This is a genomic window from Sphingomonas sp. (genome assembly GCF_035910975.1).
Lineage (GTDB): Bacteria > Pseudomonadota > Alphaproteobacteria > Sphingomonadales > Sphingomonadaceae > Sphingomonas.
Genome location: NZ_JAMHWM010000020.1, coordinates 12,855 through 35,674, shown reverse-complemented (window position 1 = coordinate 35,674; position 22,820 = coordinate 12,855). Strand labels below are relative to the sequence as shown.

At 65.8% G+C, this 22,820-nt stretch carries 35 protein-coding genes; 33 read left to right on the top strand and 2 right to left on the bottom strand.

The genetic code is table 11. From position 1 onward, the window contains the following. Positions 1 to 18 precede the first annotated feature (18 nt). The gene (locus tag VYI76_RS03580) at positions 19 to 507 is read left to right on the top strand and encodes a GAF domain-containing protein (RefSeq protein ID WP_326523405.1); all 489 of its coding nucleotides are present in this window, start codon (positions 19 to 21) and stop codon (positions 505 to 507) included. A 127-nt stretch (positions 508 to 634) separates the two neighbouring features. After that, the gene (locus VYI76_RS03575) at positions 635 to 1,678 is read left to right on the top strand and encodes an RcnB family protein (RefSeq protein WP_326523404.1); all 1,044 of its coding nucleotides are present in this window, start codon (positions 635 to 637) and stop codon (positions 1,676 to 1,678) included. Between the two features lie 51 nt (positions 1,679 to 1,729). Here the strand turns inward: VYI76_RS03575 and VYI76_RS03570 are convergent, their stop codons facing one another. Then, entirely contained in the window at positions 1,730 to 2,185 is a 456-nt protein-coding gene (locus tag VYI76_RS03570) for a universal stress protein (protein WP_326523403.1), read from the bottom strand. A gap of 119 nt (positions 2,186 to 2,304) precedes the next feature. On the opposite strand from VYI76_RS03570, the gene VYI76_RS03565 reads away from it, so the two are divergent. The 5 genes from VYI76_RS03565 to lpdA all read left to right on the top strand — a co-directional run bounded on the left by VYI76_RS03565 (position 2,305) and on the right by lpdA (position 6,101). Beyond that, complete coding sequence (locus tag VYI76_RS03565) at positions 2,305 to 3,606, top strand: pyruvate dehydrogenase complex dihydrolipoamide acetyltransferase (RefSeq protein WP_326523402.1); 1,302 nt, start codon at positions 2,305 to 2,307, stop codon at positions 3,604 to 3,606. 20 nt (positions 3,607 to 3,626) lie between these two features. Then, a complete protein-coding gene (locus tag VYI76_RS03560) occupies positions 3,627 to 3,836 on the top strand; it encodes a hypothetical protein (RefSeq protein WP_326523401.1) in 210 nt (69 codons plus the stop codon). Further along, entirely contained in the window at positions 3,829 to 4,212 is a 384-nt protein-coding gene (locus VYI76_RS03555) for an acyl-CoA thioesterase (protein ID WP_326523400.1), read from the top strand. The genes VYI76_RS03560 and VYI76_RS03555 overlap by 8 nt, the downstream gene beginning before the upstream one ends. A 127-nt stretch (positions 4,213 to 4,339) precedes the next feature. Further along, complete coding sequence (locus tag VYI76_RS03550; protein ID WP_326523399.1) at positions 4,340 to 4,708, top strand: endonuclease domain-containing protein; 369 nt, start codon at positions 4,340 to 4,342, stop codon at positions 4,706 to 4,708. Next, positions 4,701 to 6,101, top strand: coding sequence for a dihydrolipoyl dehydrogenase (gene lpdA / locus VYI76_RS03545; RefSeq protein WP_326523398.1), 1,401 nt, complete (start codon positions 4,701 to 4,703; stop codon positions 6,099 to 6,101). The genes VYI76_RS03550 and lpdA overlap by 8 nt, the downstream gene beginning before the upstream one ends. Positions 6,102 to 6,186: 85 nt before the next feature. On the opposite strand, the gene VYI76_RS03540 is transcribed toward lpdA, so the two are convergent. Beyond that, entirely contained in the window at positions 6,187 to 6,399 is a 213-nt protein-coding gene (locus VYI76_RS03540; protein ID WP_326523397.1) for a hypothetical protein, read from the bottom strand. A gap of 280 nt (positions 6,400 to 6,679) precedes the next feature. On the opposite strand from VYI76_RS03540, the gene rpsL reads away from it, so the two are divergent. The 26 genes from rpsL to secY all read left to right on the top strand — a co-directional run bounded on the left by rpsL (position 6,680) and on the right by secY (position 22,820). Continuing rightward, complete coding sequence (gene rpsL / locus VYI76_RS03535) at positions 6,680 to 7,051, top strand: 30S ribosomal protein S12 (RefSeq protein ID WP_019516007.1); 372 nt, start codon at positions 6,680 to 6,682, stop codon at positions 7,049 to 7,051. Between the two features lie 83 nt (positions 7,052 to 7,134). Beyond that, on the top strand, positions 7,135 to 7,605 hold the full coding sequence (gene rpsG / locus VYI76_RS03530) for a 30S ribosomal protein S7 (RefSeq protein ID WP_326523396.1): 471 nt from the start codon (positions 7,135 to 7,137) through the stop codon (positions 7,603 to 7,605). Between the two features lie 199 nt (positions 7,606 to 7,804). Continuing rightward, a complete protein-coding gene (gene fusA, locus VYI76_RS03525) occupies positions 7,805 to 9,898 on the top strand; it encodes an elongation factor G (RefSeq protein WP_326523395.1) in 2,094 nt (697 codons plus the stop codon). A gap of 198 nt (positions 9,899 to 10,096) precedes the next feature. Then, the gene (tuf, locus tag VYI76_RS03520; protein ID WP_326523394.1) at positions 10,097 to 11,293 is read left to right on the top strand and encodes an elongation factor Tu; all 1,197 of its coding nucleotides are present in this window, start codon (positions 10,097 to 10,099) and stop codon (positions 11,291 to 11,293) included. 108 nt (positions 11,294 to 11,401) lie between these two features. After that, entirely contained in the window at positions 11,402 to 11,713 is a 312-nt protein-coding gene (gene rpsJ, locus VYI76_RS03515; RefSeq protein ID WP_326523393.1) for a 30S ribosomal protein S10, read from the top strand. Positions 11,714 to 11,979: 266 nt separating this feature from the next. Further along, entirely contained in the window at positions 11,980 to 12,729 is a 750-nt protein-coding gene (rplC, locus tag VYI76_RS03510; RefSeq protein WP_326523392.1) for a 50S ribosomal protein L3, read from the top strand. Between the two features lie 2 nt (positions 12,730 to 12,731). After that, complete coding sequence (rplD, locus tag VYI76_RS03505) at positions 12,732 to 13,361, top strand: 50S ribosomal protein L4 (protein WP_326523391.1); 630 nt, start codon at positions 12,732 to 12,734, stop codon at positions 13,359 to 13,361. Further along, positions 13,354 to 13,674 (top strand): 50S ribosomal protein L23, encoded by a 321-nt coding sequence (locus VYI76_RS03500; RefSeq protein WP_326523390.1) that lies wholly within the window; start codon positions 13,354 to 13,356, stop codon positions 13,672 to 13,674. The genes rplD and VYI76_RS03500 overlap by 8 nt, the downstream gene beginning before the upstream one ends. Continuing rightward, positions 13,674 to 14,507, top strand: coding sequence for a 50S ribosomal protein L2 (rplB, locus tag VYI76_RS03495; RefSeq protein WP_326523389.1), 834 nt, complete (start codon positions 13,674 to 13,676; stop codon positions 14,505 to 14,507). The genes VYI76_RS03500 and rplB overlap by 1 nt, the downstream gene beginning before the upstream one ends. Beyond that, positions 14,507 to 14,785: a 30S ribosomal protein S19 gene (rpsS, locus tag VYI76_RS03490; RefSeq protein WP_326523388.1), complete on the top strand. Its 279-nt coding sequence runs from the start codon at positions 14,507 to 14,509 to the stop codon at positions 14,783 to 14,785. The genes rplB and rpsS overlap by 1 nt, the downstream gene beginning before the upstream one ends. Beyond that, positions 14,785 to 15,162, top strand: coding sequence for a 50S ribosomal protein L22 (gene rplV, locus VYI76_RS03485; RefSeq protein WP_326523387.1), 378 nt, complete (start codon positions 14,785 to 14,787; stop codon positions 15,160 to 15,162). The genes rpsS and rplV overlap by 1 nt, the downstream gene beginning before the upstream one ends. Beyond that, complete coding sequence (gene rpsC / locus VYI76_RS03480; RefSeq protein ID WP_326523386.1) at positions 15,162 to 15,872, top strand: 30S ribosomal protein S3; 711 nt, start codon at positions 15,162 to 15,164, stop codon at positions 15,870 to 15,872. The genes rplV and rpsC overlap by 1 nt, the downstream gene beginning before the upstream one ends. Positions 15,873 to 15,882: 10 nt before the next feature. Then, the gene (rplP, locus tag VYI76_RS03475; protein WP_326523385.1) at positions 15,883 to 16,317 is read left to right on the top strand and encodes a 50S ribosomal protein L16; all 435 of its coding nucleotides are present in this window, start codon (positions 15,883 to 15,885) and stop codon (positions 16,315 to 16,317) included. After that, the gene (gene rpmC / locus VYI76_RS03470) at positions 16,317 to 16,517 is read left to right on the top strand and encodes a 50S ribosomal protein L29 (protein WP_326523384.1); all 201 of its coding nucleotides are present in this window, start codon (positions 16,317 to 16,319) and stop codon (positions 16,515 to 16,517) included. Before rplP ends, rpmC begins: the two co-directional genes overlap by 1 nt. A gap of 13 nt (positions 16,518 to 16,530) precedes the next feature. Then, positions 16,531 to 16,809: a 30S ribosomal protein S17 gene (gene rpsQ, locus VYI76_RS03465; RefSeq protein WP_326523383.1), complete on the top strand. Its 279-nt coding sequence runs from the start codon at positions 16,531 to 16,533 to the stop codon at positions 16,807 to 16,809. An 82-nt stretch (positions 16,810 to 16,891) separates the two neighbouring features. Next, positions 16,892 to 17,260 carry a 50S ribosomal protein L14 gene (rplN, locus tag VYI76_RS03460; protein WP_326523382.1) on the top strand — a complete coding sequence of 123 codons (369 nt, stop codon included), beginning with the start codon at positions 16,892 to 16,894 and terminating at the stop codon, positions 17,258 to 17,260. Continuing rightward, entirely contained in the window at positions 17,260 to 17,577 is a 318-nt protein-coding gene (gene rplX, locus VYI76_RS03455; RefSeq protein ID WP_326523381.1) for a 50S ribosomal protein L24, read from the top strand. The genes rplN and rplX overlap by 1 nt, the downstream gene beginning before the upstream one ends. Continuing rightward, positions 17,570 to 18,157 carry a 50S ribosomal protein L5 gene (gene rplE, locus VYI76_RS03450; RefSeq protein ID WP_326523380.1) on the top strand — a complete coding sequence of 196 codons (588 nt, stop codon included), beginning with the start codon at positions 17,570 to 17,572 and terminating at the stop codon, positions 18,155 to 18,157. The genes rplX and rplE overlap by 8 nt, the downstream gene beginning before the upstream one ends. A gap of 18 nt (positions 18,158 to 18,175) precedes the next feature. After that, the gene (gene rpsN, locus VYI76_RS03445; RefSeq protein WP_326523379.1) at positions 18,176 to 18,481 is read left to right on the top strand and encodes a 30S ribosomal protein S14; all 306 of its coding nucleotides are present in this window, start codon (positions 18,176 to 18,178) and stop codon (positions 18,479 to 18,481) included. Between the two features lie 10 nt (positions 18,482 to 18,491). Then, positions 18,492 to 18,887, top strand: coding sequence for a 30S ribosomal protein S8 (gene rpsH / locus VYI76_RS03440; RefSeq protein ID WP_326523378.1), 396 nt, complete (start codon positions 18,492 to 18,494; stop codon positions 18,885 to 18,887). Beyond that, positions 18,887 to 19,420 carry a 50S ribosomal protein L6 gene (rplF, locus tag VYI76_RS03435; protein ID WP_326523377.1) on the top strand — a complete coding sequence of 178 codons (534 nt, stop codon included), beginning with the start codon at positions 18,887 to 18,889 and terminating at the stop codon, positions 19,418 to 19,420. Before rpsH ends, rplF begins: the two co-directional genes overlap by 1 nt. Further along, on the top strand, positions 19,420 to 19,776 hold the full coding sequence (gene rplR, locus VYI76_RS03430) for a 50S ribosomal protein L18 (protein ID WP_326523376.1): 357 nt from the start codon (positions 19,420 to 19,422) through the stop codon (positions 19,774 to 19,776). The genes rplF and rplR overlap by 1 nt, the downstream gene beginning before the upstream one ends. A gap of 1 nt (position 19,777) precedes the next feature. After that, on the top strand, positions 19,778 to 20,533 hold the full coding sequence (gene rpsE / locus VYI76_RS03425; RefSeq protein ID WP_326523375.1) for a 30S ribosomal protein S5: 756 nt from the start codon (positions 19,778 to 19,780) through the stop codon (positions 20,531 to 20,533). Positions 20,534 to 20,538: 5 nt separating this feature from the next. After that, a complete protein-coding gene (rpmD, locus tag VYI76_RS03420; RefSeq protein WP_326523374.1) occupies positions 20,539 to 20,718 on the top strand; it encodes a 50S ribosomal protein L30 in 180 nt (59 codons plus the stop codon). An 89-nt stretch (positions 20,719 to 20,807) separates the two neighbouring features. Next, positions 20,808 to 21,350, top strand: a complete 543-nt coding sequence (gene rplO / locus VYI76_RS03415) for a 50S ribosomal protein L15 (RefSeq protein WP_326523514.1) — start codon at positions 20,808 to 20,810, stop codon at positions 21,348 to 21,350. Between the two features lie 123 nt (positions 21,351 to 21,473). Further along, positions 21,474 to 22,820 carry a preprotein translocase subunit SecY gene (secY, locus tag VYI76_RS03410; protein WP_326523373.1) on the top strand — a complete coding sequence of 449 codons (1,347 nt, stop codon included), beginning with the start codon at positions 21,474 to 21,476 and terminating at the stop codon, positions 22,818 to 22,820.

The window sequence follows — 22,820 nt, the reverse complement described above, 5'->3', positions numbered from 1 at the left end:
CCGCCTACATCGCCAGCCATGTATGATTTCGCCATCGCCGCCGGGTCGAAGACCGAACTCTACCGCGAGCTTGAAGGCGCACTCGACGCGCTGACCGTCGACGAACCGGATGCGATCGCCAACATGGCGAACGCGGCGGCGCTGCTGTGGCAGTATCTGCCCGACCTCAACTGGGCGGGTTTCTACCGCAGTGTCGGCGGCGAACTGGTGCTCGGCCCGTTCCAGGGAAGGGCCGCGTGCATCCGCATCCCGTTCGGCAAGGGAGTGTGCGGCGCGGCGGCCGCGACGCTGGAAACGCAGCTGGTCGAGGACGTCCATGCGTTTCCGGGCCATATCGCCTGCGATGCCGCCAGCCGATCCGAACTCGTGGTGCCGATCGTCAGCCAGGGGACGCTGATCGGGGTGCTCGATCTCGACAGCCCTTTGCCCGCGCGGTTCGATGCCGGCGACGCGGCGGGGTGCGAGATGCTGATGCGCCTGCTCGGTCCCCGGCTTGCGTTAACCTGAAACTGGCCCGGATCGGGACGGCGTTAACCTTCGTGCGCGGTTCTGCGCGCGGGGCCGAACGGTTACACTGGCGGTAAGGATTAGTCGTGAGTGCCGGGGCTGGCCCCGGGCAGGGAGAAATTTGGTCATGCGCAAGGTCTGGTTCGCTGCGGGCGCCATCGCCGTCGGGGCGGCGTTCGTCACCCCCGCCGGGGCGCAGCATCATGTCTCGCGGCCCGGCACCTCGACGACGGTCGTCGGACCGACCACCACCGTCACACGGATGGGCGGCTGGAACGGCCAGGTGCGTGGTGGCCAGCGGCAGTGGGCCGGCCAGTCGCGCTGGGGCGGGCGGATCGATGGGCGCTGGTATGGCGGCGTCCGCGCGCCCGGCGGCTGGACCGCCTATCGCCGGCCGACTCGCGGCTGGGTGCTGCCAGGCTATTGGTTCGCGCCGAGCTTCCACATCAGTGATTTCGCCTATTACGGTCTCGGCTCACCGCCCGCCGGCTATCGCTGGAGCCGCTATTACGACGATGCGGTGCTGGTCGATGGGCGGGGCCGCGTGTTCGACAGCGTCGGCGGCGTCGACTGGAGCCGCTATGACGGCGGCTACGCCTATGACGACGATTATTACGAGGGCGACGACCGTGGCCCGCGCGAGCGCCGCGACGACGGAGTCGGTGGCGCGGTGATCGGCGGCGTGATCGGCGGGATCGCCGGCAACGTCATCGCCGGGCGCGGGGACAAGCTTGCCGGCACCATCATCGGGGCGGGCGCCGGGGCGATTGCCGGCGCCGCGATCGACAGGGCGGATGGGCGCCGCGGCGACCGTCGCCGTGATCGGGACCTTCGGCGCATGCCGCCGCCCCCGCCGGGTGCAGCCTATCCCCATGCCGGCCCAGGCTATCCGCCCCCGCCGCCGCAGGTCTATCGCGACGGTCGCGTCGAGACGCGCGTCTATCACCATGGCGGCGTGCCCCATGGCTATTACGGCCAGGGCTATGGTTACGGCTATGGATGGGCGGGCGGCACGACCACCACGGTCACGGTGATGCCGACGACGACCCGCACGACCGAGACGATCACCGTCTACGAAAGCGTCGCGATGAAGAAGAAGGTGTATCGCGCGCCTGCGCGGCCCAAGACCAAGATCATCTACCGCGCACCGAGCAAGACGCTCAAGCGCTGACGAGTTAGGGCGGGGCCGGCTACACCCCCCGGTCTCGCCCGACCCGGCCTTTCAGCTGACGCGGTCGATATCCTCGCGCGTCAGCGACCCGGGGATTATCATCACCGGCACGCGCAGCGCCCCCGCGTCGGCCCCTGCGAAATGCGCGACCAGCGGCCCCGGCGGGCCGCTGGCGGCTGCTCCCAGCACCAGCGCGGCGATATCGGGATTGTCGGCCAGCCGCTCGCGCACGATCTTCGGCCCGTCGCCCTGCTTGACCACGATCGAAGGCGTCACCCCCGATTCCGACAGCAGCGTGCCCGCCGCACCCGCGACGATCGCCTCGGCCTTGACCCGTGCCTCCTCCTCGATCGTAGCCTGGACGCCGCCCCACTGGACGAACTCGATCGGTTCGATCAGCGCCAGGATTTCGACACCCCCGCCTGTTCGCACCGCGCGGCGCGCGGCAAAGCGCAGCGCATTCTCCGCCTCCGGGCTGTCGTCGACCACCACCAGATAGGTGCGCATGAACTTTCCCCTCCGTTCGCGCGATTGGTGGCGCGAAGCCGGGCCTGACGCAAGCGGCAGCCTTGACCCGGCGCGGCACGGGCGCAAGAGAGAAGACCCTAGGAGATACAGGAACCGCCATGGCGATCGAACTGAAGATGCCCGCTCTCTCCCCGACGATGGAGGAGGGCACGCTCGCCAAGTGGCTGGTCAAGGAAGGCGACGCCGTGAAGGCGGGCGACCTGCTGGCCGAGATCGAGACCGACAAGGCGACGATGGAGTTCGAGGCGGTCGACGAGGGGACGATCGCCGGCATCCTGGTGGCCGAGGGGACGGACGGCGTGAAGGTCGGCACCGTCATCGCGATGATCGCCGAAGAGGGTGAGGACGCCTCCAGCGCATCGGCACCCAAGGCCGCGGCGAAGGAAGACGCACCGAAGCCGGCCGAGGCGCCGAAGGTTGAGGCCAAGTCGGCCGACGCGCCTGCGCCGGCATCCGCGCCGGCCCCCGCGCCCGCCGCGTCTGGGGATCGCGTGAAGGCCAGTCCCCTCGCCCGGCGCATCGCGGCGGAGAAGGGCATCGATCTCGGCGCGCTGGCGGGCTCGGGTCCGAACGGGCGGATCGTCAAGGCGGACCTGGACGGCGCGAAGGCTGGCGAGGCGCCGGCCAAGGCGGCTGCCCCGGCCGTCGAAGCGCCTGTCGCCGCCGCGGCTGCCGCGCCCGCGCCCGCCAAGGTCTGGTGGGACGAAAGCATCCCGCACGAGGTCGAGAAGCTTTCCAACATCCGCAAGACGATCGCGCGCCGCCTGACCGAATCGAAGCAGACCGTCCCGCACATCTACCTGACGGTCGATATCCGGCTGGATGCGCTGCTGAAGCTGCGCGCCGACCTCAACAAGGCGCTCGAGTCGCGCGGCGTGAAGCTGTCGGTCAACGATCTGCTCATCAAGGCGCTGGGCGTAGCGCTGGAGGCGACGCCGAAGTGCAACGTCACCTTCACCGGCGACAACCTGGTCAGCTACAGGCGCGCCGACGTGTCGGTCGCGGTATCGACGCCGACCGGGCTCATCACCCCGATCATCCGCGATGCCGCGAATGCCAGCCCGTCGAGCATCTCCACCCAGATGAAGGAGCTTGCCGGCCGCGCCAAGGAAGGCAAGCTGAAGCCCGAGGAATATCAGGGCGGCACCGCCTCGCTCAGCAACATGGGCATGTTCGGGATCAAGCAGTTCGAGGCGGTGATCAACCCGCCGCAGGGCATGATCATGGCGATCGGCGCGGGCGAGAAGCGACCCTACGTGATCGACGACGCGCTAGCCATTGCCACCGTCATGTCGGCGACCGGCAGCTTCGATCACCGCGCGATCGACGGGGCAGACGGCGCCGAGCTGATGAAGGTCTTCAAGGAACTGGTCGAAGCGCCGCTTGGCATGATTGCCTGATCGAGAAGGGGACGAGTCGCGTGCCCGTGCGCACCCTGGTCGAACTGTTGCATATCGCCGCGGGGCTGGCGGCCACCGCGCTGATCGTCGCGGTCGCGGCCTGGGCCTATCCGCTTGCGCGGCGCGAGTTCGAGTTCGCAGGCTGGGTCGCGGCCGGGATCGTCGTGATCCTCGGGCTGGGGCCGCTGCGCAGGGCATGGGGCATCGACCGGCGGCGGTCCGATGGGTGAGGCGCCGCCTGCCACCCAGCCGGCGATCCGCGTCACGACGATGCCCGCCGATGCCAATCCGTACGGCGACATCTTCGGCGGCTGGCTGATGGCCCAGATGGACATGGCCGCCGGCCTGGTCGCGTCGCGCCACGCCAAGGGCCGTGCGGTGACGATCGCGGTCGAGGGGATGAAGTTCCTCGCCCCCGTCGCGGTCGGCGACGAGGTGTCGGTCTATGCCGATCTGGTGCGGGTGGGGCGGACGTCGATGACGATCGACGTCGCCGCCTGGCGCCGCGACCGCCATGTCGAGGAAAGCTGCCTGGTGACGCAGGCGCAGTTCGTTTTCGTGGCGATCGACGAGGATCGCCGGCCGCGGGTGATTGGTCGTGGCTGAGGCGCCGACCATCCCCTCTCCCCTTGAGGGAGAGGGAGGGGCCCGCTCGGCAACGCCGAGTGGGAGGGTGAGGGGGCGAGGCTATGCCCCGACCACGCTCGCCCGCGCAAAGACCCTGCGTCGTGAGATGACCGACGCGGAGCGCGCGCTATGGAGCCTGCTGCGCGGCGCCCGGCTCGACGACGCCAAATTCCGTCGCCAGCAGCCGATCGGTTCGTTCATCGTTGATTTCGCCTGCCAGTCGCGGCGCCTGATCGTGGAGGTCGACGGTGGCCAGCATGGCGAATGTCCGCAGGATGATCGTCGGACGGCGTGGCTGCATTCGGCCGGCTATCGCGTGATCCGTTTCTGGAATCACGACATATTGTCCAATCCCGAGGGCGTGATCGCGACGATCGCCCGCGCGCTCGCCACCCCTCACCCTCCCACCGCTGCGCGGCGGGCCCCTCCCTCTCCCTCAAGGGGAGAGGGGTTTGATGGAGCTATTGATGCCTGACACCTACGACCTCATCGTCCTCGGCTCCGGGCCTGGCGGCTATGTCGCGGCGATCCGGGCGGTGCAGCTTGGGCTGAAGACCGCGATCGTCGAGCGCGAGAATCTGGGCGGCATCTGCCTCAACTGGGGGTGCATCCCCACCAAGGCGCTGCTGCGTTCGGCCGAGATCTTCCACTATATGCAGCACGCCAAGGACTATGGCCTGGTCGCGGAAAAGATCAGCGCGGACCTCGACGCCGTGGTCAAGCGCTCGCGCGGGGTAGCGAAACAGCTCAATCAGGGCGTCACGCACCTGATGAAGAAGAACAAGATCGCCGTACATATGGGCGAGGGTAGGCTGACCGGAAAGGGCAGGCTGACCGTCACCGACAAGGACGGCAAGAAGAGCGAGCTGGTGGCGAAGAACATCATCGTCGCTACCGGTGCGCGTGCGCGCGACCTGCCGGGCACGCCGGCCGACGGCAAGCGCATCTGGACCTATCGCCACGCGATGGTGCCGGCCGAGATGCCGAAGAAGCTGCTGGTCATCGGCTCCGGCGCGATCGGGATCGAGTTCGCCAGCTTCTACAACGACATGGGCGCCGAGGTGACCGTGGTCGAGATGCTCGACCGCATCGTGCCGGTCGAGGACGCGGACGTCTCCGCCTTCCTTGAGAAGGCACTCAAGAAACAGGGCATGACCATCCTGACCGGCGCCAGAGTCAACGATATCAAGGCCGGGCCGAACGGCGTGTCGGCGAAGCTGACCGACAAGGCCGGCAAGGTCACTGACGGCGATTTCAGCCATGTGATCGTCGCGATCGGCATCGTGCCCAACACCGCCGACATCGGGCTGCAGGAACTGGGCGTCGCGATCGACGACCGTGGGTTCCTGAAGACCGATGCGATGTGCCGGACCAACATCGACGGCCTCTACGCGATCGGCGACATCACCGCGCCGCCCTGGCTGGCGCACAAGGCGAGCCACGAGGGCGTGATCGCGGCGGAGGCGATCGCGGGGAAGCATCCGCACGCGATGGACCCGCTCAACATCCCCGGCTGCACCTATTGCCACCCGCAGGTCGCGTCGGTCGGCCTGACCGAGGCGAAGGCGAAGGAGGCCGGCTACGAACTGAAGGTCGGCACCTTCCCGTTCATCGGCAACGGCAAGGCGATCGCGCTGGGTGAGGCGGAAGGCTTCATCAAGACCGTGTTCGATGCGAAGACCGGCGAGTTGCTGGGCGCACACATGGTCGGTGCCGAAGTGACCGAGCTGATCCAGGGCTACACCATCGGCAAGCAGCTCGAGACGACCGAGGCCGAACTGATGGAAACCGTCTTCCCGCACCCGACGCTGAGCGAGATGATGCACGAGAGCGTGCTCGCGGCGTACGGGCGTCAGTTGCACATGTGACGCGGACTCGTCGCGGCGGGCAGCGGGGTCGGCAACGCCGGCTCCGTCTGACGGCGCGACGTGGGCTATCGGCAATCAGCCACGATCAGCCCCTGATCGCGCGCGTCGTCGCTTCGGGATCGGCGACCGGCCGCCAATCGAACGCCATCGGCCGCATCGGCCGGTCGTCGTTTGCGGCGCGGGGCAGGGGCGGGCGTCGACCGGCGATGGACGCTGCCGCCCATGCCGCGAGGCCGACGCCGCCCGTCGCCGTCAACGCCAGCGCGGCATCGATCAGGTCGGCGGCTGTCGGCATCATCGCCCGGTCATGGCCGCAACCGCCTTGCCAACAGGTTAAGGGCGTCACGCCCGCCACCCTGTTGACCGCCAGGGGGCATCTGCGTATAGGCGCCCGCGTTCCGCAAGCGGCAGGCATCGGTGATTCCGTGCCCGCCGGACAAGCTTGCGGGGCAGAGCTGAACGTTGCTGGAGACTGACGGGCCCTGGGGCATGCGCTTCCCACGGCCCTTTGGCTGTTTTCAAGGACACCAGCAAAGTAACCGCCGGAATTTGCCGGTAACATAAAGGTGAAGGGCTTCATGCCGACGATCAACCAGCTGGTCCGCAAGGGCCGCGACCCGCAGAAGGCCAAGTCGAAGGTCCCTGCGATGGAGCAGAACCCGCAGAAGCGCGGCGTTTGCACCCGCGTCTACACGACGACTCCGAAGAAGCCGAACTCGGCTCTGCGCAAGGTGGCCAAGGTCCGCCTGACCAACCAGCGCGAAGTCATCAGCTACATTCCGGGCGAGGGCCACAACCTGCAGGAGCACTCGGTGGTGCTGATCCGCGGCGGCCGTGTGCGCGACCTTCCCGGCGTTCGGTATCACGTCCTGCGCGGCGTGCTCGATACGCAGGGTGTCAAGGATCGCCGCCAGTCGCGTTCCAAGTACGGCGCAAAGCGTCCGAAGTAAGCCGGTCGGCTGCCAACCGACGCAAGTCGGACACAGGCTCAATGGCCGATCCTCGCATGGCTGAAGTTTGAAGGAAGAAATCAATGGCTCGTCGTCGTCGTCCCGAAAAGCGGGAAATCCTGCCTGATCCCAAGTTTGGTGATGAGGTGCTGTCCAAGTTCATGAACAGCGTGATGCTGGACGGCAAGAAGGCCGTCGCGGAAGGCATCGTCTATTCGGCGATGGAAACCGTCGAGACGCGCGCGAAGAAGGACCCGATCGGCGTGTTTCACGACGCGCTGAACAACATCAAGCCGGGCATCGAGGTCCGCAGCCGCCGTGTCGGTGGCGCGACCTACCAGGTTCCGGTGGAGGTCCGTCCGGAGCGTGCACAGGCGCTGGCGATCCGCTGGCTCATCACCGCCGCGCGCAACCGCAGCGAACACACCATGTCGGCGCGTCTTTCGGGCGAACTGCTCGATGCGTCGAACAATCGCGGCAACGCGGTGAAGAAGCGCGAGGACACGCACCGCATGGCGGAAGCGAACCGCGCGTTCAGCCACTACCGCTGGTAATTTCGGTTACTATATGGGGAGTTCGGGTTTCGGCCCGGCTCCCCAACTACCGTTCGCCCTGAGCTTGTCGAAGGGCTGCACTTCTTCCCGGCGAAGAAGGTGAGCACAGGGCTTCGACAAGCTCAGCCCGAACGGGTTGGGGTTCGAAGCCCTAATACGTATCTAGCCCGCCGCGCAGTCGGCACAGGAGTGAACGATCATGGCCCGCAGCCATCCGCTCGACCGTTACCGCAATATCGGCATCATGGCGCACATCGACGCCGGCAAGACGACGACGACCGAGCGCATCCTCTATTACACCGGCAAGTCCTACAAGATCGGCGAAGTGCACGAAGGCACCGCGACGATGGACTGGATGGAGCAGGAGCAGGAGCGCGGGATCACGATCACGTCCGCGGCGACCACCTGCAAGTGGCGCGCCGAAGAGGGCAAGGGTGAGGAACACCTCATCAACATCATCGATACGCCCGGCCACGTCGACTTCACGATCGAAGTCGAGCGTTCGCTGCGCGTGCTCGACGGCGCGGTGACCTGCTTCGACGGCGTCGCGGGCGTCGAGCCGCAGTCGGAAACCGTGTGGCGCCAGGCCGACAAGTATCGCGTCCCGCGCCTGTGCTACGTCAACAAGCTCGACCGCACCGGCGCCAGCTTCGATCGCTGTGTCGGCATGATCAAGGACCGCCTGGGCGCGCGTACCGCCGTGCTGTACCTGCCGATCGGTCTGGAAAGCCAGTTCGTCGGCCTGGTCGATCTGGTGGAGAATCGCGCGCTTGTGTGGCTCGAGGAGTCGCTGGGCGCGAAGTTCGAGTATCGCGACATTCCCGACGACATGAAGGATGCTGCTGCGGCCGCTCGCGCCGAGCTGATCGAGATCGCCGTCGAACAGGACGACACGGCGATGGAAGCCTATCTCGAAGGCAATGAGCCTGATGTCGCCACGCTCAAGCGCCTGATCCGCAAGGGCACGCTGGCGTTCGATTTCGTGCCGGTGCTGTGCGGTTCGTCGTTCAAGAACAAGGGCGTTCAGCCGCTGCTCGACGCGGTGGTCGATTATCTGCCCAGCCCGCTCGACATCCCCGACGTGCAGGGCGTCAAGCTCGACGGCGAGACTGTCGATTCGCGTCCCGCCGAGGATTCGGCGCCGATGTCGCTGCTGGCGTTCAAGATCATGAACGATCCGTTCGTCGGCTCGCTCACCTTCGCGCGGATCTACTCCGGCACCCTCACCAAGGGTTCGTACCTGAACTCGGTGAAGGACAAGAAAGAGAAGATCGGCCGCATGCTTCTGATGCACGCGAACAGCCGTGAGGATATCGAGGAAGCGCGCGCCGGCGACATTGTCGCCATCGCGGGCCTCAAGGAAACGACGACCGGCGACACGCTGTGCGACTCGGCCAATCCGATCATTCTGGAGCGGATGGAATTTCCGGAGCCGGTGATCGAGCTGTCGGTGGAGCCGAAGACCAAGGCCGACCAGGAAAAGATGGGCATCGCGCTCAACCGTCTGGCGGCCGAGGATCCCTCGTTCCGCGTGACGACCGATCACGAATCGGGCCAGACCATCATCAAGGGGATGGGCGAACTCCACCTCGAGATCCTGGTCGATCGCATGAAGCGCGAGTTCAAGGTCGAGGCGAACGTCGGCGCGCCGCAGGTGGCGTACCGCGAATATCTCGGCAAGAAGGTCGACATCGATTACACTCACAAGAAGCAGTCGGGCGGCTCGGGCCAGTTCGGCCGCGTCAAGGTGACGGTCGTGCCGGGCGAGCGCGGATCGGGCTTCCAGTTCTTCGACGAGATCAAGGGCGGCAATATCCCGCGCGAATACATCCCGTCGGTGGAAAAGGGCTTCCGCGAGACCGCCGAGACGGGCTCGCTGATCGGTTTCCCGATCATCGATTTCGAGGTCCACCTGACGGACGGCGCGTATCACGACGTCGATTCGTCGGCGCTGGCGTTCGAAATCTGTGCCCGTGGCGCGATGCGCGAAGCGGCGCAGAAGGCCGGTATCAAGCTGCTCGAGCCGATCATGAAGGTCGAAGTCGTCACCCCGGAAGACTATCTGGGCGACGTCATCGGCGACATGAACAGCCGTCGCGGCCAGATTCAGGGCACCGACAGCCGCGGCAACGCGCAGACGGTCGAGGCGATGGTGCCGCTGGCCAACATGTTCGGTTATGTGAACCAGCTCCGCTCGTTCACTCAGGGCCGCGCACAGTACAGCATGCAGTTCTCGCATTATGACGAAGTGCCGCAGAATGTGGCCGACGAAGTGAAGGCGAAGCTGGCCTAAGGCGCACGGGGCCAAGGCAACTTGACCCCGAGACGCCGAAGGTCGGGCGGTCGCAGCGCCGCTGCGGTCCGACGGCAGCGGATTTACTCCGCTGTCGGCCCCGGCAGGGGCTGGCCTTGAACGAAATGAGTCGTTAAGGGGCCGCGTTCGCGTGGCGCCCTGACCGGCCGCGAAATTGACCCAGAAGGTAGGAAAGCAATGGCGAAGGCAAAATTCGAGCGGAACAAGCCGCACCTCAACATCGGCACCATCGGTCACGTCGATCACGGCAAGACCTCGCTGACGGCCGCGATCACCAAGATCCTGGCTGAGAACGTCGCGGGCAACGCAGCGGTCGATTTCGCCAACATCGACAAGGCTCCGGAAGAGCGCGAGCGTGGCATCACCATCTCGACCGCGCACGTCGAGTATGAGACCGACGCGCGCCACTATGCGCACGTCGATTGCCCGGGCCACGCCGACTATGTGAAGAACATGATCACCGGCGCGGCGCAGATGGACGGCGCGATCCTGGTGGTCGCCGCCACCGACGGCCCGATGCCGCAGACCAAGGAGCACATCCTGCTCGCGCGTCAGGTCGGTGTGCCGACGATGGTCGTGTTCCTCAACAAGGTCGACCTGGTCGACGACGAGGAAATCCTCGAGCTGGTCGAGATGGAAATCCGTGAAGAGCTCAGCAAGCGCGAGTTCGACGGCGACAATATTCCGATCATCCGCGGTTCGGCCACGGCCGCGCTGTCGGGTTCGGACGACAAGCTGGGCAAGGACGCGATCCTCGCCCTGATGGCCGCCGTCGACGAATCGATCCCGCAGCCGGATCGTCCGCTCGACAAGCCGTTCATGATGCCGATCGAAGACGTGTTCTCGATCTCGGGCCGTGGCACGGTCGTCACCGGCCGCGTCGAGACCGGCATCGTCAAGGTTGGTGAGGAAGTCGAGATCGTCGGCATCCAGGAAGCCGTCCGCAAGACGACCGTCACCGGCGTGGAAATGTTCCGCAAGCTGCTCGATCAGGGTCAGGCCGGCGACAACATCGGCGCGCTGATCCGCGGCGTGGGCCGTGAAGAGGTCGAGCGTGGCCAGGTTCTCGCCAAGCCGGGCTCGATCAAGCCGCACACCGACTTTAAGTCGGAAGTGTACGTGCTGTCGAAGGACGAAGGTGGCCGTCACACGCCGTTCTTCGCCAACTATCGCCCGCAGTTCTACTTCCGCACGACCGACGTGACCGGCACGATCGAGCTGCCCGAGGGCACCGAGATGGTGATGCCGGGCGACAATGTCGCGCTGGGCATCAAGCTGATCGCCCCGATCGCGATGGATGTCGGCCAGCGCTTCACGATCCGCGAAGGCGGCCGCACCGTCGGTGCCGGCGTCGTCAGCGAAATCGAGAAGTAAGACTTGCAAACGGGAGTGGCCGGCGTTAGCGCGCCGGCCGCTTCTTTTTGTGTGTAGCGTTCAATCAAGAGTCCGGAAGCGGACCCGCTCTTTCGCATTGGCAGGACCATGGAAACCCAGAATATCCGCATTCGCCTGAAGGCGTTCGATCACCGCGTGCTCGATGCCGCGACCGGCGAGATCGCCGACACCGCCCGCCGTACCGGCGCGCTGATCCGTGGCCCCATCCCGCTGCCGACGCGCATCGAGAAGTTCACGGTCAACCGTGGTCCCCACATCGACAAGAAGTCGCGCGAGCAGTTCGAGGTGCGCACCTACAAGCGTATGCTCGACATCCTGCAGCCGACCGCGAACACCGTCGACGCGCTGATGAAGCTCGACCTCGCCGCTGGCGTTGACGTCGAGATCAAGCTGGCGTAAAGGCCCGCATCCGCCGGGGATGATTCCCCGGCGTGCTTGTGTCGTTCCCCGCGAATGACACGCAGAAAGCAGGGATACCGGCCGGTTTTCGAACCGGCGCCTGAGTCCCCGTCTTTCGCTTTATGATGAAGCGAAATCGCTAGCCCTGACGGGGGCGCTTGTAATTCGGGCTGGCCCTTCGGCGATTTCGTCGAGGGGTCTTTTCGTTGGCACGCTCCCCGGCGCGGAAACGCCCCGGAGCCTCTGTTTGGAAGGAAATACGCATCATGCGCACAGGCGTGATCGCGAAGAAACTGGGCATGACCCGGCTGTTCAAGGACGACGGGCGCCACGTGCCCGTGACCGTCCTTCAGCTTGATGGTCTCCAGGTCGTCGCACGCAAGGAATCGGACCGCGACGGTTATGTCGCCGTCCAGCTAGGCGCCGGCAGCGCCAAGGCCAAGAACGTCGCCAAGCCGCAGCGCGGCATGTACGGCAAGGCCGAGGTCGAGCCCAAGGCGATCCTCGCGGAATTCCGTGTGACCGAAGACAATCTGCTGGATGTCGGCGCCGAGATTTCGGCCGAGCATTTCGTCGCGGGCCAGATGGTCGATGTCCAGGGCACGACCCAGGGCAAGGGCTTCGCCGGCGCGATGAAGCGCTGGGGCTTCGGCGGTCTGCGCGCGACGCACGGTGTTTCGGTCAGCCACCGTTCGCACGGTTCGACCGGTAACCGCCAGGATCCGGGCCGCGTCTTCAAGAACAAGAAGATGGCCGGCCACATGGGGGCCCGCACCCGCACGCAGCAGAACCTCGAGATCGTCTCGACCGACGCCGAGCGCGGCCTGATCTTCGTCAAGGGCTCTGTGCCCGGCTCGAAGGGTGGCTGGCTGCTGGTGAAGGACTCGGTCAAGGTTCCGGGTCACGCCGATTCGCCGTTCCCGGCCGGCCTGAAGCAGGCCGCAAACAGCAACACCGCCGCCGATACGCCCGCTGAAGCGAGCGCGCCGGAAGCGACCGACGGCCAGGAGGGCTGAACGTGAAGGTCAAGGTTCAATCCTTCGACGCCAAGGCGAAGGCGGCGGACGTCGAGCTCAACGACGAGGTCTTCGGCCTCGATCCGCGCGCCGACATTCTGCACCGTGTCGTCACCTGGCAGCTCGAGAAGCGTCGCGGCACCGCCCGCGGCACCCGCGAGCGTGCGGACGTCGCGCGCACCGGCAAGAAGTTCGGTCGCCAGAAGGGCGGCGGTACGGCTCGCCACGGCGATCGCCGCGCTCCCGTCTTCATCGGCGGCGGCAAGGCGCACGGCGCCCGCGTTCGTGACTTCAATCCGTCGCTGAACAAGAAGATTCGCGCTCTGGGCCTGAAGATGGCGCTGTCGAGCCACGCCAAGGCGGGTTCGCTGGTCGTCATGGACAGCCTGGTGGTTGCCGAGAGCAAGACCAAGACGCTGCTGGCGGACTGGGCCAAGCTCGGCATGGGCAAGACGGCGCTGGTGATCGACGGCGACGCCGTCGAGACCAGCTTCGCGCTGGCCGCGGGCAACGTCCACACCATCGACGTGCTGCCGGCCGGCGGCGCCAACGTCTACGACATCCTCAAGGCGGACACGCTGGTCCTGACCCGCGCCGCCGTCGAGAAGCTGGAGGCGCGCTTCAATGGCTAAGGCCGCAAAGAAGGCGATCGACATTCGCCATTACGACGTGATCGTGGCTCCCCACATCACCGAGAAGTCGACTATGATGTCGGAGCACAACGCGGTTGTGTTCAAGGTTTCGAACGATGCGTCGAAGCCGGAGATCAAGGCGGCGGTCGAGGCGCTGTTCAACGTGACCGTCACGGGCGTGAATACGCTGGTCCAGAAGGGCAAGACGAAGCGCTGGAAGGGTACGCCCTACAGCCGCTCGGACGTCAAGAAGGCGATCGTGACGCTCAAGGACGGCGATTCGATCGACGTCACCACGGGGGTCCAGGGCTAATGGCACTCAAGAATTACAACCCGACGTCGCCTGGCGTCCGCGGCCTGATCCTGATCGACCGTTCGGCCCTGTACAAGGGGCGTCCGGTCAAGGCTCTGACCGAGGGCAAGACCAAGACCGGCGGTCGCAACAACAAGGGCCATGTGACGTCGCGCGGCATCGCGGGCGGCCACAAGCAGCGCTATCGCATCATCGACTTCAAGCGTCGTACCTGGGACGTCGAGGGCACCGTGGAGCGGATCGAATATGATCCCAACCGCACCGCCTTCATCGCGCTGGTCAGCTACGCCGACGGCAAGCAGGCGTATATCATCGCGCCGCAGCGCCTCGGCGTCGGCGACAAGGTGATCGCCGGCAAGAAGACCGACGTGAAGCCGGGCAACGCGATGGAACTGGGCTCGGTGCCGGTCGGCACGATCGTCCACAACGTCGAGATGAAGCCGGGCAAGGGCGGCCAGATCGCCCGTTCGGCGGGCACGTACGTCCAGGTCGTCGGTCGTGACCGCGGCATGGTGATCGTCCGCCTGAACTCGGGCGAGCAGCGTTACATCCACGCCGCCTGCATGGCGACGGTCGGTGCGGTGTCGAACCCCGACAACCAGAACACCAACCTGGGCAAGGCCGGTCGCAACCGTTGGCTGGGCAAGCGTCCGCTGACCCGCGGCGTCGCCAAGAACCCGGTCGATCACCCGCACGGCGGTGGTGAAGGCCGGACCTCGGGCGGCCGTCATCCGGTCACCCCGTGGGGCAAGCCGACCAAGGGTGCGCGCACCCGCCACAACAAGGCGACGGACAAGATGATTATCCGCAGCCGCCACGCGAGGAAGAAGTAATGGCTCGCTCCGTCTGGAAGGGTCCGTTCGTGGACCTCAGCCTTCTGAAGAAGGCCGAAGCCGCTCAGGACCAGGGCACCCGCGCCGGTCCAATCAAGACGTGGTCGCGTCGTTCGACCATCCTGCCGCAGTTCGTCGGCCTGACCTTCAGCGTCTACAACGGCCGCAAGCACGTGCCGGTGTCGGTGAACGAGGACATGGTCGGCATGAAGCTCGGTGAATTCGCGCCGACCCGGTTCTTTCCGGGCCACGCCGCCGACAAGAAGGGCAAGCGCTGATGTCGAAGGATAAGGCCCCCCGTCGCGTTGGCGACAATGAGGCGCTGTCGGTCGGCACGCAGATCCGCGGTTCGGCGCAGAAGCTGAACCTGGTCGCGGCGCTGATCCGCAACCAGCCGGTCGGCAAGGCGCTGAACATCCTCGCCTTCTCGAAGAAGGCGATGGCGGTCGATGCGCGCAAGGTGCTGGCCTCGGCCATCGCCAATGCCGAGAACAACCACAACCTCGACGTCGACGCCCTCGTCGTCGCCGAGGCGTCGGTCGGCAAGTCGATTACCATGAAGCGCTTCGCGACGCGCGGCCGTGGCAAGTCCACCCGCATCCTGAAGCCGTTCAGCCGTCTGCGCATCGTCGTGCGCGAGCAGGAAGAAGCGTAATGGGTCACAAGAGCAACCCGATCGGTCTGCGCCTGCAGATCAACCGCACGTGGGACAGCCGCTGGTACGCCGACGGCGCCGACTATGGCCGCCTGCTGCTGGAGGATCTGCGTATCCGCCAGTATATCCTGAAGACGCTGCCGCAGGCCGCGATCAGCAAGGTGGTGATCGAGCGTCCGGCGAAGCTGGCCCGCATCTCGATCTATGCCGCGCGTCCCGGCGTCATCATCGGCAAGAAGGGCTCGGACATCGAGAAGCTTCGCAAGAAGCTCGGCTCGATGACCTCGTCGGACGTGTCGCTGAACATCGTCGAGATCCGCAAGCCGGAGATCGACGCCAAGCTCGTCGCGCAGGGTATCGCCGACCAGCTCGAGCGCCGTATCGCCTTCCGCCGCGCCATGAAGCGCGCGGTGCAGTCGGCGATGCGCCTGGGTGCCGACGGCATCAAGGTGATGTGCGGCGGCCGTCTGGGCGGCGCCGAGATCGCGCGCACCGAGAGCTACCGCGAAGGTCGCGTGCCGCTGCACACGCTTCGCGCGCATATCGACTATGCGGAGGCCGAGGCGCACACCGCGTACGGCGTCTGCGGCGTGAAGGTCTGGGTCTTCAAGGGTGAGATCCTGGGCCATGATCCGCTCGCGCAGGAGCGGCTGATGATGGAAGCGCAGACTTCGGGCGTGCGCCCGATGCGCGACGATCGCCGGAACTAAGGGCTAGATCATGCTGCAACCGAAAAAGACCAAGTTCCGCAAGCAGTTCAAGGGCCGCATCCATGGTGTGGCGAAGGGCGGCACGGACCTGAACTTCGGCTCGTACGGGCTGAAGGCGATGGAGCCGGAGCGGATCACCGCGCGCCAGATCGAGGCGGCTCGCCGCGCGATCACGCGCCACATCAAGCGCCAGGGCCGTCTCTGGATTCGCATCTTCCCGGACGTCGCCGTTTCGTCCAAGCCGGCCGAAGTCCGCATGGGCTCGGGCAAGGGTGCGCCGGAATATTGGGCCGCGCGGGTGAAGCCGGGCCGCATCCTGTTCGAACTGGACGGTGTCGCGGGTCCGCTCGCCGCCGAGGCGTTCGAGCGCGCCGCGATGAAGCTGCCGATCAAGACCAAGGTCGTGGCCCGCCTCGGCGACACGTCGCACCTGGAGCGCAACTGATGACCAAGGCAACCGATCTTCGCGTGAAGAGCGACGACCAGCTGGGCGAGGAACTTGGCAACCTGAAGCGCGAGGCCTTCAACCTGCGCTTCCAGGCGGCCACCAGCCAGCTGGAGAAGCCGAGCCGCGTGCGCGAAGTGCGCCGCGACATCGCGCGCATCAAGACCCTGCAGGCGCAACGCGCCGCAGAAGCCAAGTAAGAGGACGAGAGACATGCCGAAGCGCGTGCTGACCGGGGTGATCGTCTCGGACAAGACCGACAAGACGGTGGTGGTGAACGTCGAGCGCAAGGTGAAGCACCCGCTCTACGGCAAGATCATCCGCCGTTCGAAGAAGTACCACGCCCATGACGAGGCGAACGAGTACAAGGCCGGCGAGACGGTGCGGATCGAGGAGACCGCTCCGATTTCCAAGCTGAAGACGTGGAAGGTCGTCGAGCGGGTCAACACCCACGCGACGCCGGAAATGATCGCGGCGGAAGCGTCGGCGTAAAGCTAGCGGCTCCGGTTTCCGGGGCATCTGAAGGCGGCGCTGGGTCGGTATCCAGCGCCAGAAGAGAGAAGGATACGGATCGATGATCCAGATGCAGTCCAATCTCGACGTCGCTGACAACAGCGGCGCGAAGCGGGTGCAGTGCATCAAGGTGCTGGGCGGCTCGAAGCGCCGCACGGCCGGTGTCGGCGACGTCATCGTCGTCAGCATCAAGGAAGCACAGCCCCGTGGCAAGGTGAAGAAGGGTGACGTGCACCGCGCCGTCATCGTCCGCACCGCCAAGGACGTTCGCCGCGCCGATGGCTCGGTCATTCGTTTCGACGGCAATGCCGCCGTCCTGGTCAACAAGAACGAGGAGCCGATCGGCACCCGTATCTTTGGCCCGGTGGTCCGCGAGTTGCGCTCGAAGGGCTTCATGAAGATCATTTCGCTCGCTCCCGAGGTGCTGTGATGGCTGCCGCGAAGATCAAGAAGGGTGACCGCGTCATCGTCCTGTCCGGCAAGGACAAGGGCAAGACCGGCGAAGTCACTCAGGCAATGCCGAAGGACGGCAAGGTCGTCGTGTCTGGCGTCAACATCGCCGTGCGCCACGCCAAGCCGACCCAGGCCGATCCGCAGGGCGGCCTGAAGCGTTCGGAAGCGCCGCTGCACATCTCGAAGGTCGCGCATGTGACCGCCGACGGCAAGCCGACCCGCGTCCGTTTCGAGACCAAGGACGGCAAGAAGGTCCGCGTGGCCGTCAAGACCGGGGAGGCCATCAGTGGCTGACAAATATACGGCGCGCCTGCGCAAGCAGTATGACGAGAGCATCGCCAAGGCGATGACCGAAAAGTTCGGCTACAAGAACCACCTCGAGGTTCCGCGCCTGGACAAGATCGTCATCAATATGGGCGTCGGCGAGGCGACCCAGGACAAGAAGAAGGTCGAGCAGGCCGCATCCGAGATGCAGCTGATCGCCGGCCAGAAGCCTGTCATCACCAAGGCGAAGAAGTCGATCGCGCAGTTCAAGCTGCGCGAGGGCATGCCGATCGGCGTGAAGGTCACCCTTCGCCGCGAGCGCATGTACGAATTCCTCGACCGCCTGGTCACGATCGCGATGCCCCGCATCCGCGATTTCCGCGGCCTGAACCCCAAGTCGTTCGACGGCCGGGGCAATTATGCGATGGGTCTGAAGGAGCAGCTGATCTTCCCGGAAATCAGCTACGACAGCGTGGATCAGATCCGCGGCATGGACATCATCGTCACCACCACCGCGAAGACCGACGACGAGGCGCGCGAGCTGCTTCGCCTGTTCGGCTTCCCCTTCATCGGCATGGTCGGCGACCAGGCCGAGAAGCAAGCGGCGTAAGAAAGAGAGCTTAAGTCCATGGCGAAACTGAGTTCGATCAACAAGAATGAGCGTCGCAAGCAGCTGGTGAAGAAGTACGCCGGCAAATATGCGAAGCTGAAGGCGACGGCCAACGACAAGTCGCTCGACGAGACCGAGCGTCTGCTCGCGCGGCTGAAGATGGCCGAGCTGCCGCGCAACGGCAACCCGACGCGCATCCGCAACCGCTGCGAGCTGACCGGGCGTCCGCGCGGCTATTACCGCAAGTTCCGTCTCGCTCGCGTCATGCTGCGTGATCTGTCCAACAAGGGCCTGATCCCCGGCGTCACGAAGTCGAGCTGGTAAGGGTTAGACGATGGCATTGACCGATCCCCTGGGTGATATGCTCACCCGCATCCGCAACGGCCAGCGCGCCCGCAAGGACAGCGTGCTGACCCCGGGTTCGAAGCTGCGTCAGCGCGTGCTCGACGTGCTCCAGCGCGAAGGCTACATCCGTGGCTGGAGCGAGGAGCAGATGGGCCCCGCCGCCGGCATCCGCATCGAGCTGAAGTATTTCGAGGGCCAGCCGGCGATCAAGCACGTCGCGCGCGTCTCGAAGCCGGGCCGCCGCGTGTACTCGGGCAGCCAGGAGCTGCCGCGTGTTCGCAACGGCCTGGGCATCACGATCGTTTCGACGCCGAAGGGCGTTCTGTCGGACGCGGAAGCGCGCGAGCAGAATGTCGGCGGCGAAGTGCTGGCGGAGGTGTTCTGATGAGCCGCATCGGCAAGAAGCCGGTCACCGTACCGGCGGGCGTCACCGCCTCGATCGAAGGCAAGACGCTGAACGTGAAGGGGCCGAAGGGCACCCTGAGCCTCGCGATGCGCGACGAGATCACCTATGAGCTCCAGGACGGCGGCATTTCGGTGCAGCCGGCCAACGACAGCAAGTCGGCGCGTGCCTTCTGGGGCATGCAGCGCACGCTGGTGCAGAACCTGGTGACCGGTGTGACGGAGGGCTTCTCGAAGAAGCTGCTCATCACCGGCGTCGGCTATCGCGCCAACGCGCAGGGTCGCAAGCTGAAGCTGCAGCTCGGCTATTCGCATGATGTCGATCTCGAGGTGCCGGAAGGCATCGAGGTGAAGACGCCCGATCAGACCACGGTCGAGATCTCGGGCAACGACAAGCAGGCGGTCGGCCAGTTCGCCGCGGAAATCCGTCGCTGGCGTAAGCCCGAACCCTATAAGGGCAAGGGCATCAAGTACGACGGCGAGTTCATCTTCCGCAAGGAAGGGAAGAAGAAGTAATGACCAAGGGTCTCTCCCTCTTCGAGAAGCGGCGTCGCCGCAACCGCACGACGCTGCGCGCCCGTGCTGGCTCGCGCCCCCGCCTGAGCGTGCATCGCTCGGGCAAGCACATCTATGCCCAGGTGATCGACGACGCCGAGGGGCGCACGGTCGCCGCGGCATCGACGCTGGGCAAGGACAATGCCGGCAAGTCCGGCGCGACGATCGACGCCGCCAAGGCGGTCGGTCAGCGCGTGGCCGAGGCGGCGAAGGCCGCGGGCGTCACCCAGGTCGTGTTCGACCGTGGTGGCTTCCTGTTCCACGGTCGCGTCAAGGCGCTGGCGGAAGCCGCGCGCGAAAGCGGATTGGAGTTCTAAGATGGCCGACGAGAACAACACGCCGGAAGGCGCGCCGGTCGAGGCTTCGACGCCGACCAACGATGCTCCTCAGGGCGGCTATGCCGGCGGCGGTCGTGGCCGTGGCGGTCCCGGTGGCGGCCGTGGTCGTGGTCCGGGTGGCCCGGGCGGTGGTCGCGGCGGTCGTGACGGCGGTCGTGGTCGTGACGGCCGTGGTCGTGGCGGTCCCGGCGGTGCCGAGGACGGCGGCGAGGAACTGATCGAGAAGCTGGTCCACATCAACCGCGTCTCCAAGACGGTGAAGGGCGGCAAGCGCTTCGGCTTCGCGGCGCTGGTCGTCGTGGGCGACGGCAAGGGCCGCGTCGGCTTCGGCCACGGCAAGGCGCGGGAAGTGCCGGAAGCCATCTCCAAGGCCACCGCGGCCGCGAAGAAGGCGATGGTGCGCGTTCCGCTGAAGGACGGCCGCACGCTGCACCATGACGGCAACGGTCATTTCGGCGCCGGTCGCGTGACCGTTCGCACGGCCCCCGCCGGCACCGGCATCATCGCCGGCGGCCCGATGCGCGCGATCTTCGAATCGCTCGGCGTCGCCGACGTGGTGACAAAGTCGGTCGGCACGTCGAACCCGTACAACATGATCCGCGCGACCTTTGAGGCGCTGACCGAGCAGACTTCGCCGAAGTCTGTCGCGCAGCGGCGCGGCAAGAAGATCGCCGACCTGCTCGGCCGTGGCGGTTCGCAGACCGCCGAGGCCGATGCGGCCGCGATCGCGGAGTAAGAGACATGGCGAAGATCAAGATCAAGCAGATCGGTTCGCCGATCCGCCGCACCAAGGATCAGCGCGCGACGCTGATCGGCCTGGGCCTCAACAAGATGCACCGGGTGAGCGAGCTTGAAGACAGCCCCGAGGTTCGGGGCATGATCCGCAAGCTGCCGCACATGGTGGAGATCGTGGAGGGCTGATCTGCCTTCCCACGTGACAAATGCGGGGAAGGGGGCTAACGGCCCCCTTCCTTATTTCAGCGCGAACATAGCGAAAGCGAGTGCATATCATGAATCTGAACGATCTCCGCGACAACGAAGGGGCCCGCCACCGCAGGATGCGGATCGGCCGCGGCATCGGTTCCGGCAAGGGTAAGACCGGCGGCCGTGGCCAGAAGGGCCAGAAGAGCCGCGAGGGCGTCTCGATCAAGGGCTTCGAAGGCGGCCAGATGCCGCTGCACATGCGGATCCCGAAGCGTGGCTTCAACAACATCTTCGCCAAGGATTATGCCGAGGTGAACCTGGGCGCGATCCAGAAGGCGGTCGATGCCGGCAAGCTCGACGCCAAGGCGACGATCGACCAGGCGGCGCTCGACGCGGCGGGCCTGACCCGTGGCGGCAAGGACGGCGTCCGCGTGCTGGGCAAGGGCGAGTTCTCGGCCAAGCTCACCTTCACTGTCGCCGGCGTGTCGAAGGGCGCGCGCGAGGCGATCGAGAAGGCTGGCGGGTCGGTGACGATCCCCGAGATCGTGCCGGCGGCGGAAAAGGCCAAGGCCAAGCACCGCACCGTCCAGAAGGCGAAGGCCGAAAAGAAGGCTTCGTTCAAGGCGTAAGCTGGCGCTTCGCGTAAAATTGCGACCGACAGGTTCGACAAGCTTGCGCGGGTGACTATATGGACGGCGGCCGGGCGGAAATGAACGCCCGCCGCCGTTCTTGTTTCCGGGACAATCGATCACATGGCATCCGCAGCCGACAATCTGGCATCCGGCCTCAACCTGTCCAAATTCGGCAAGGCGACCGACCTCAAGAAGCGCCTGTGGTTCACCCTGGGCGTGCTCGTGGTGTTCCGCCTGCTCAGCTATGTGCCGCTGCCGGGTATCGACCCGACCGGCCTCGCCGCGCTCGCCGACCAGGCGCGGGGCGGAGTGCTCGATTTCTTCAACACCTTCTCGGGCGGCGCGCTGGAGCGTGCCTCGCTGATCGCTTTGGGCGTGATGCCGTACATCACCGCGTCGATCGTGGTGCAGCTCGCGACCTCGCTGTCGCCGCAGCTCGCCGCGATCAAGAAGGAGGGTGAGAGCGGCCGCAAGAAGCTCAACCAGTACACCCGTTATGGCACGGTGTTCCTCACCGCGATCCAGGGCTGGTTCATCGCTACCGGCTTTGAAGCGGGCGGCGCGGTGGTCGAGCCGGGCATGCTGTTCCGCGTCACCGCGGTCGTCTCGCTGATCGGCGGCACGATGTTCCTGATGTGGCTGGGCGAACAGATCACCAGCCGCGGGGTCGGCAACGGTATCTCGCTCATCATCATGGCGGGCATCGTCGCCCATCTGCCGACCACTCTGGTCCAATTGTTCGAGGGCGGCCGTACCGGCTCGCTCAACCCGATGTCGCTGGTCGCGATCATCATCGCGGTCGTGCTGCTGGTGCTGTTCATCTGCTTCATGGAACGCGCGCAGCGTCGCATCCTGATCCAGTATCCCAAGCGCCAGACGCAGCGCGGCGTTCAGGCGGAGCGCAGCCACCTGCCGCTCAAGCTCAACACCGCCGGCGTGATCCCGCCGATCTTCGCCTCGTCGCTGCTGCTGCTGCCGCTGACGATCACCCAGTTCGCCGGCCAGTCGGTCGCGGGGCAAAGCCGCTGGGGCGACTTCGTCATCACGCTCAACCAGTATCTCAGCCACGGATCGCCGGTGTACATGGCGCTGTATGGCGCTGGCATCATCTTCTTCTGCTTCTTCTACACCGCGGTCGTCTTCAATCCTGAGGAAACGGCGGACAATCTGAAGCGCTACGGTGGCTTCGTGCCGGGCATCCGGCCGGGCAAGAACACCGAGAATTACTTCGATTACGTGCTGACGCGCATCACCGTAGTCGGTGCCGCCTATCTGACGGTCATCTGCCTGCTGCCGGAATATCTGGTGTCGGCGTTGTCGATCCCCTTCTATCTGGGGGGCACGTCGTTGCTGATCGTCGTCAACGTGACGATGGACACGGTCACGCAGATCCAGTCGCACCTGCTGGCGCACCAATATGGCGACCTCATCAAGAAGGCGAAGCTGAAGGGCGGACGAATCCGCTGA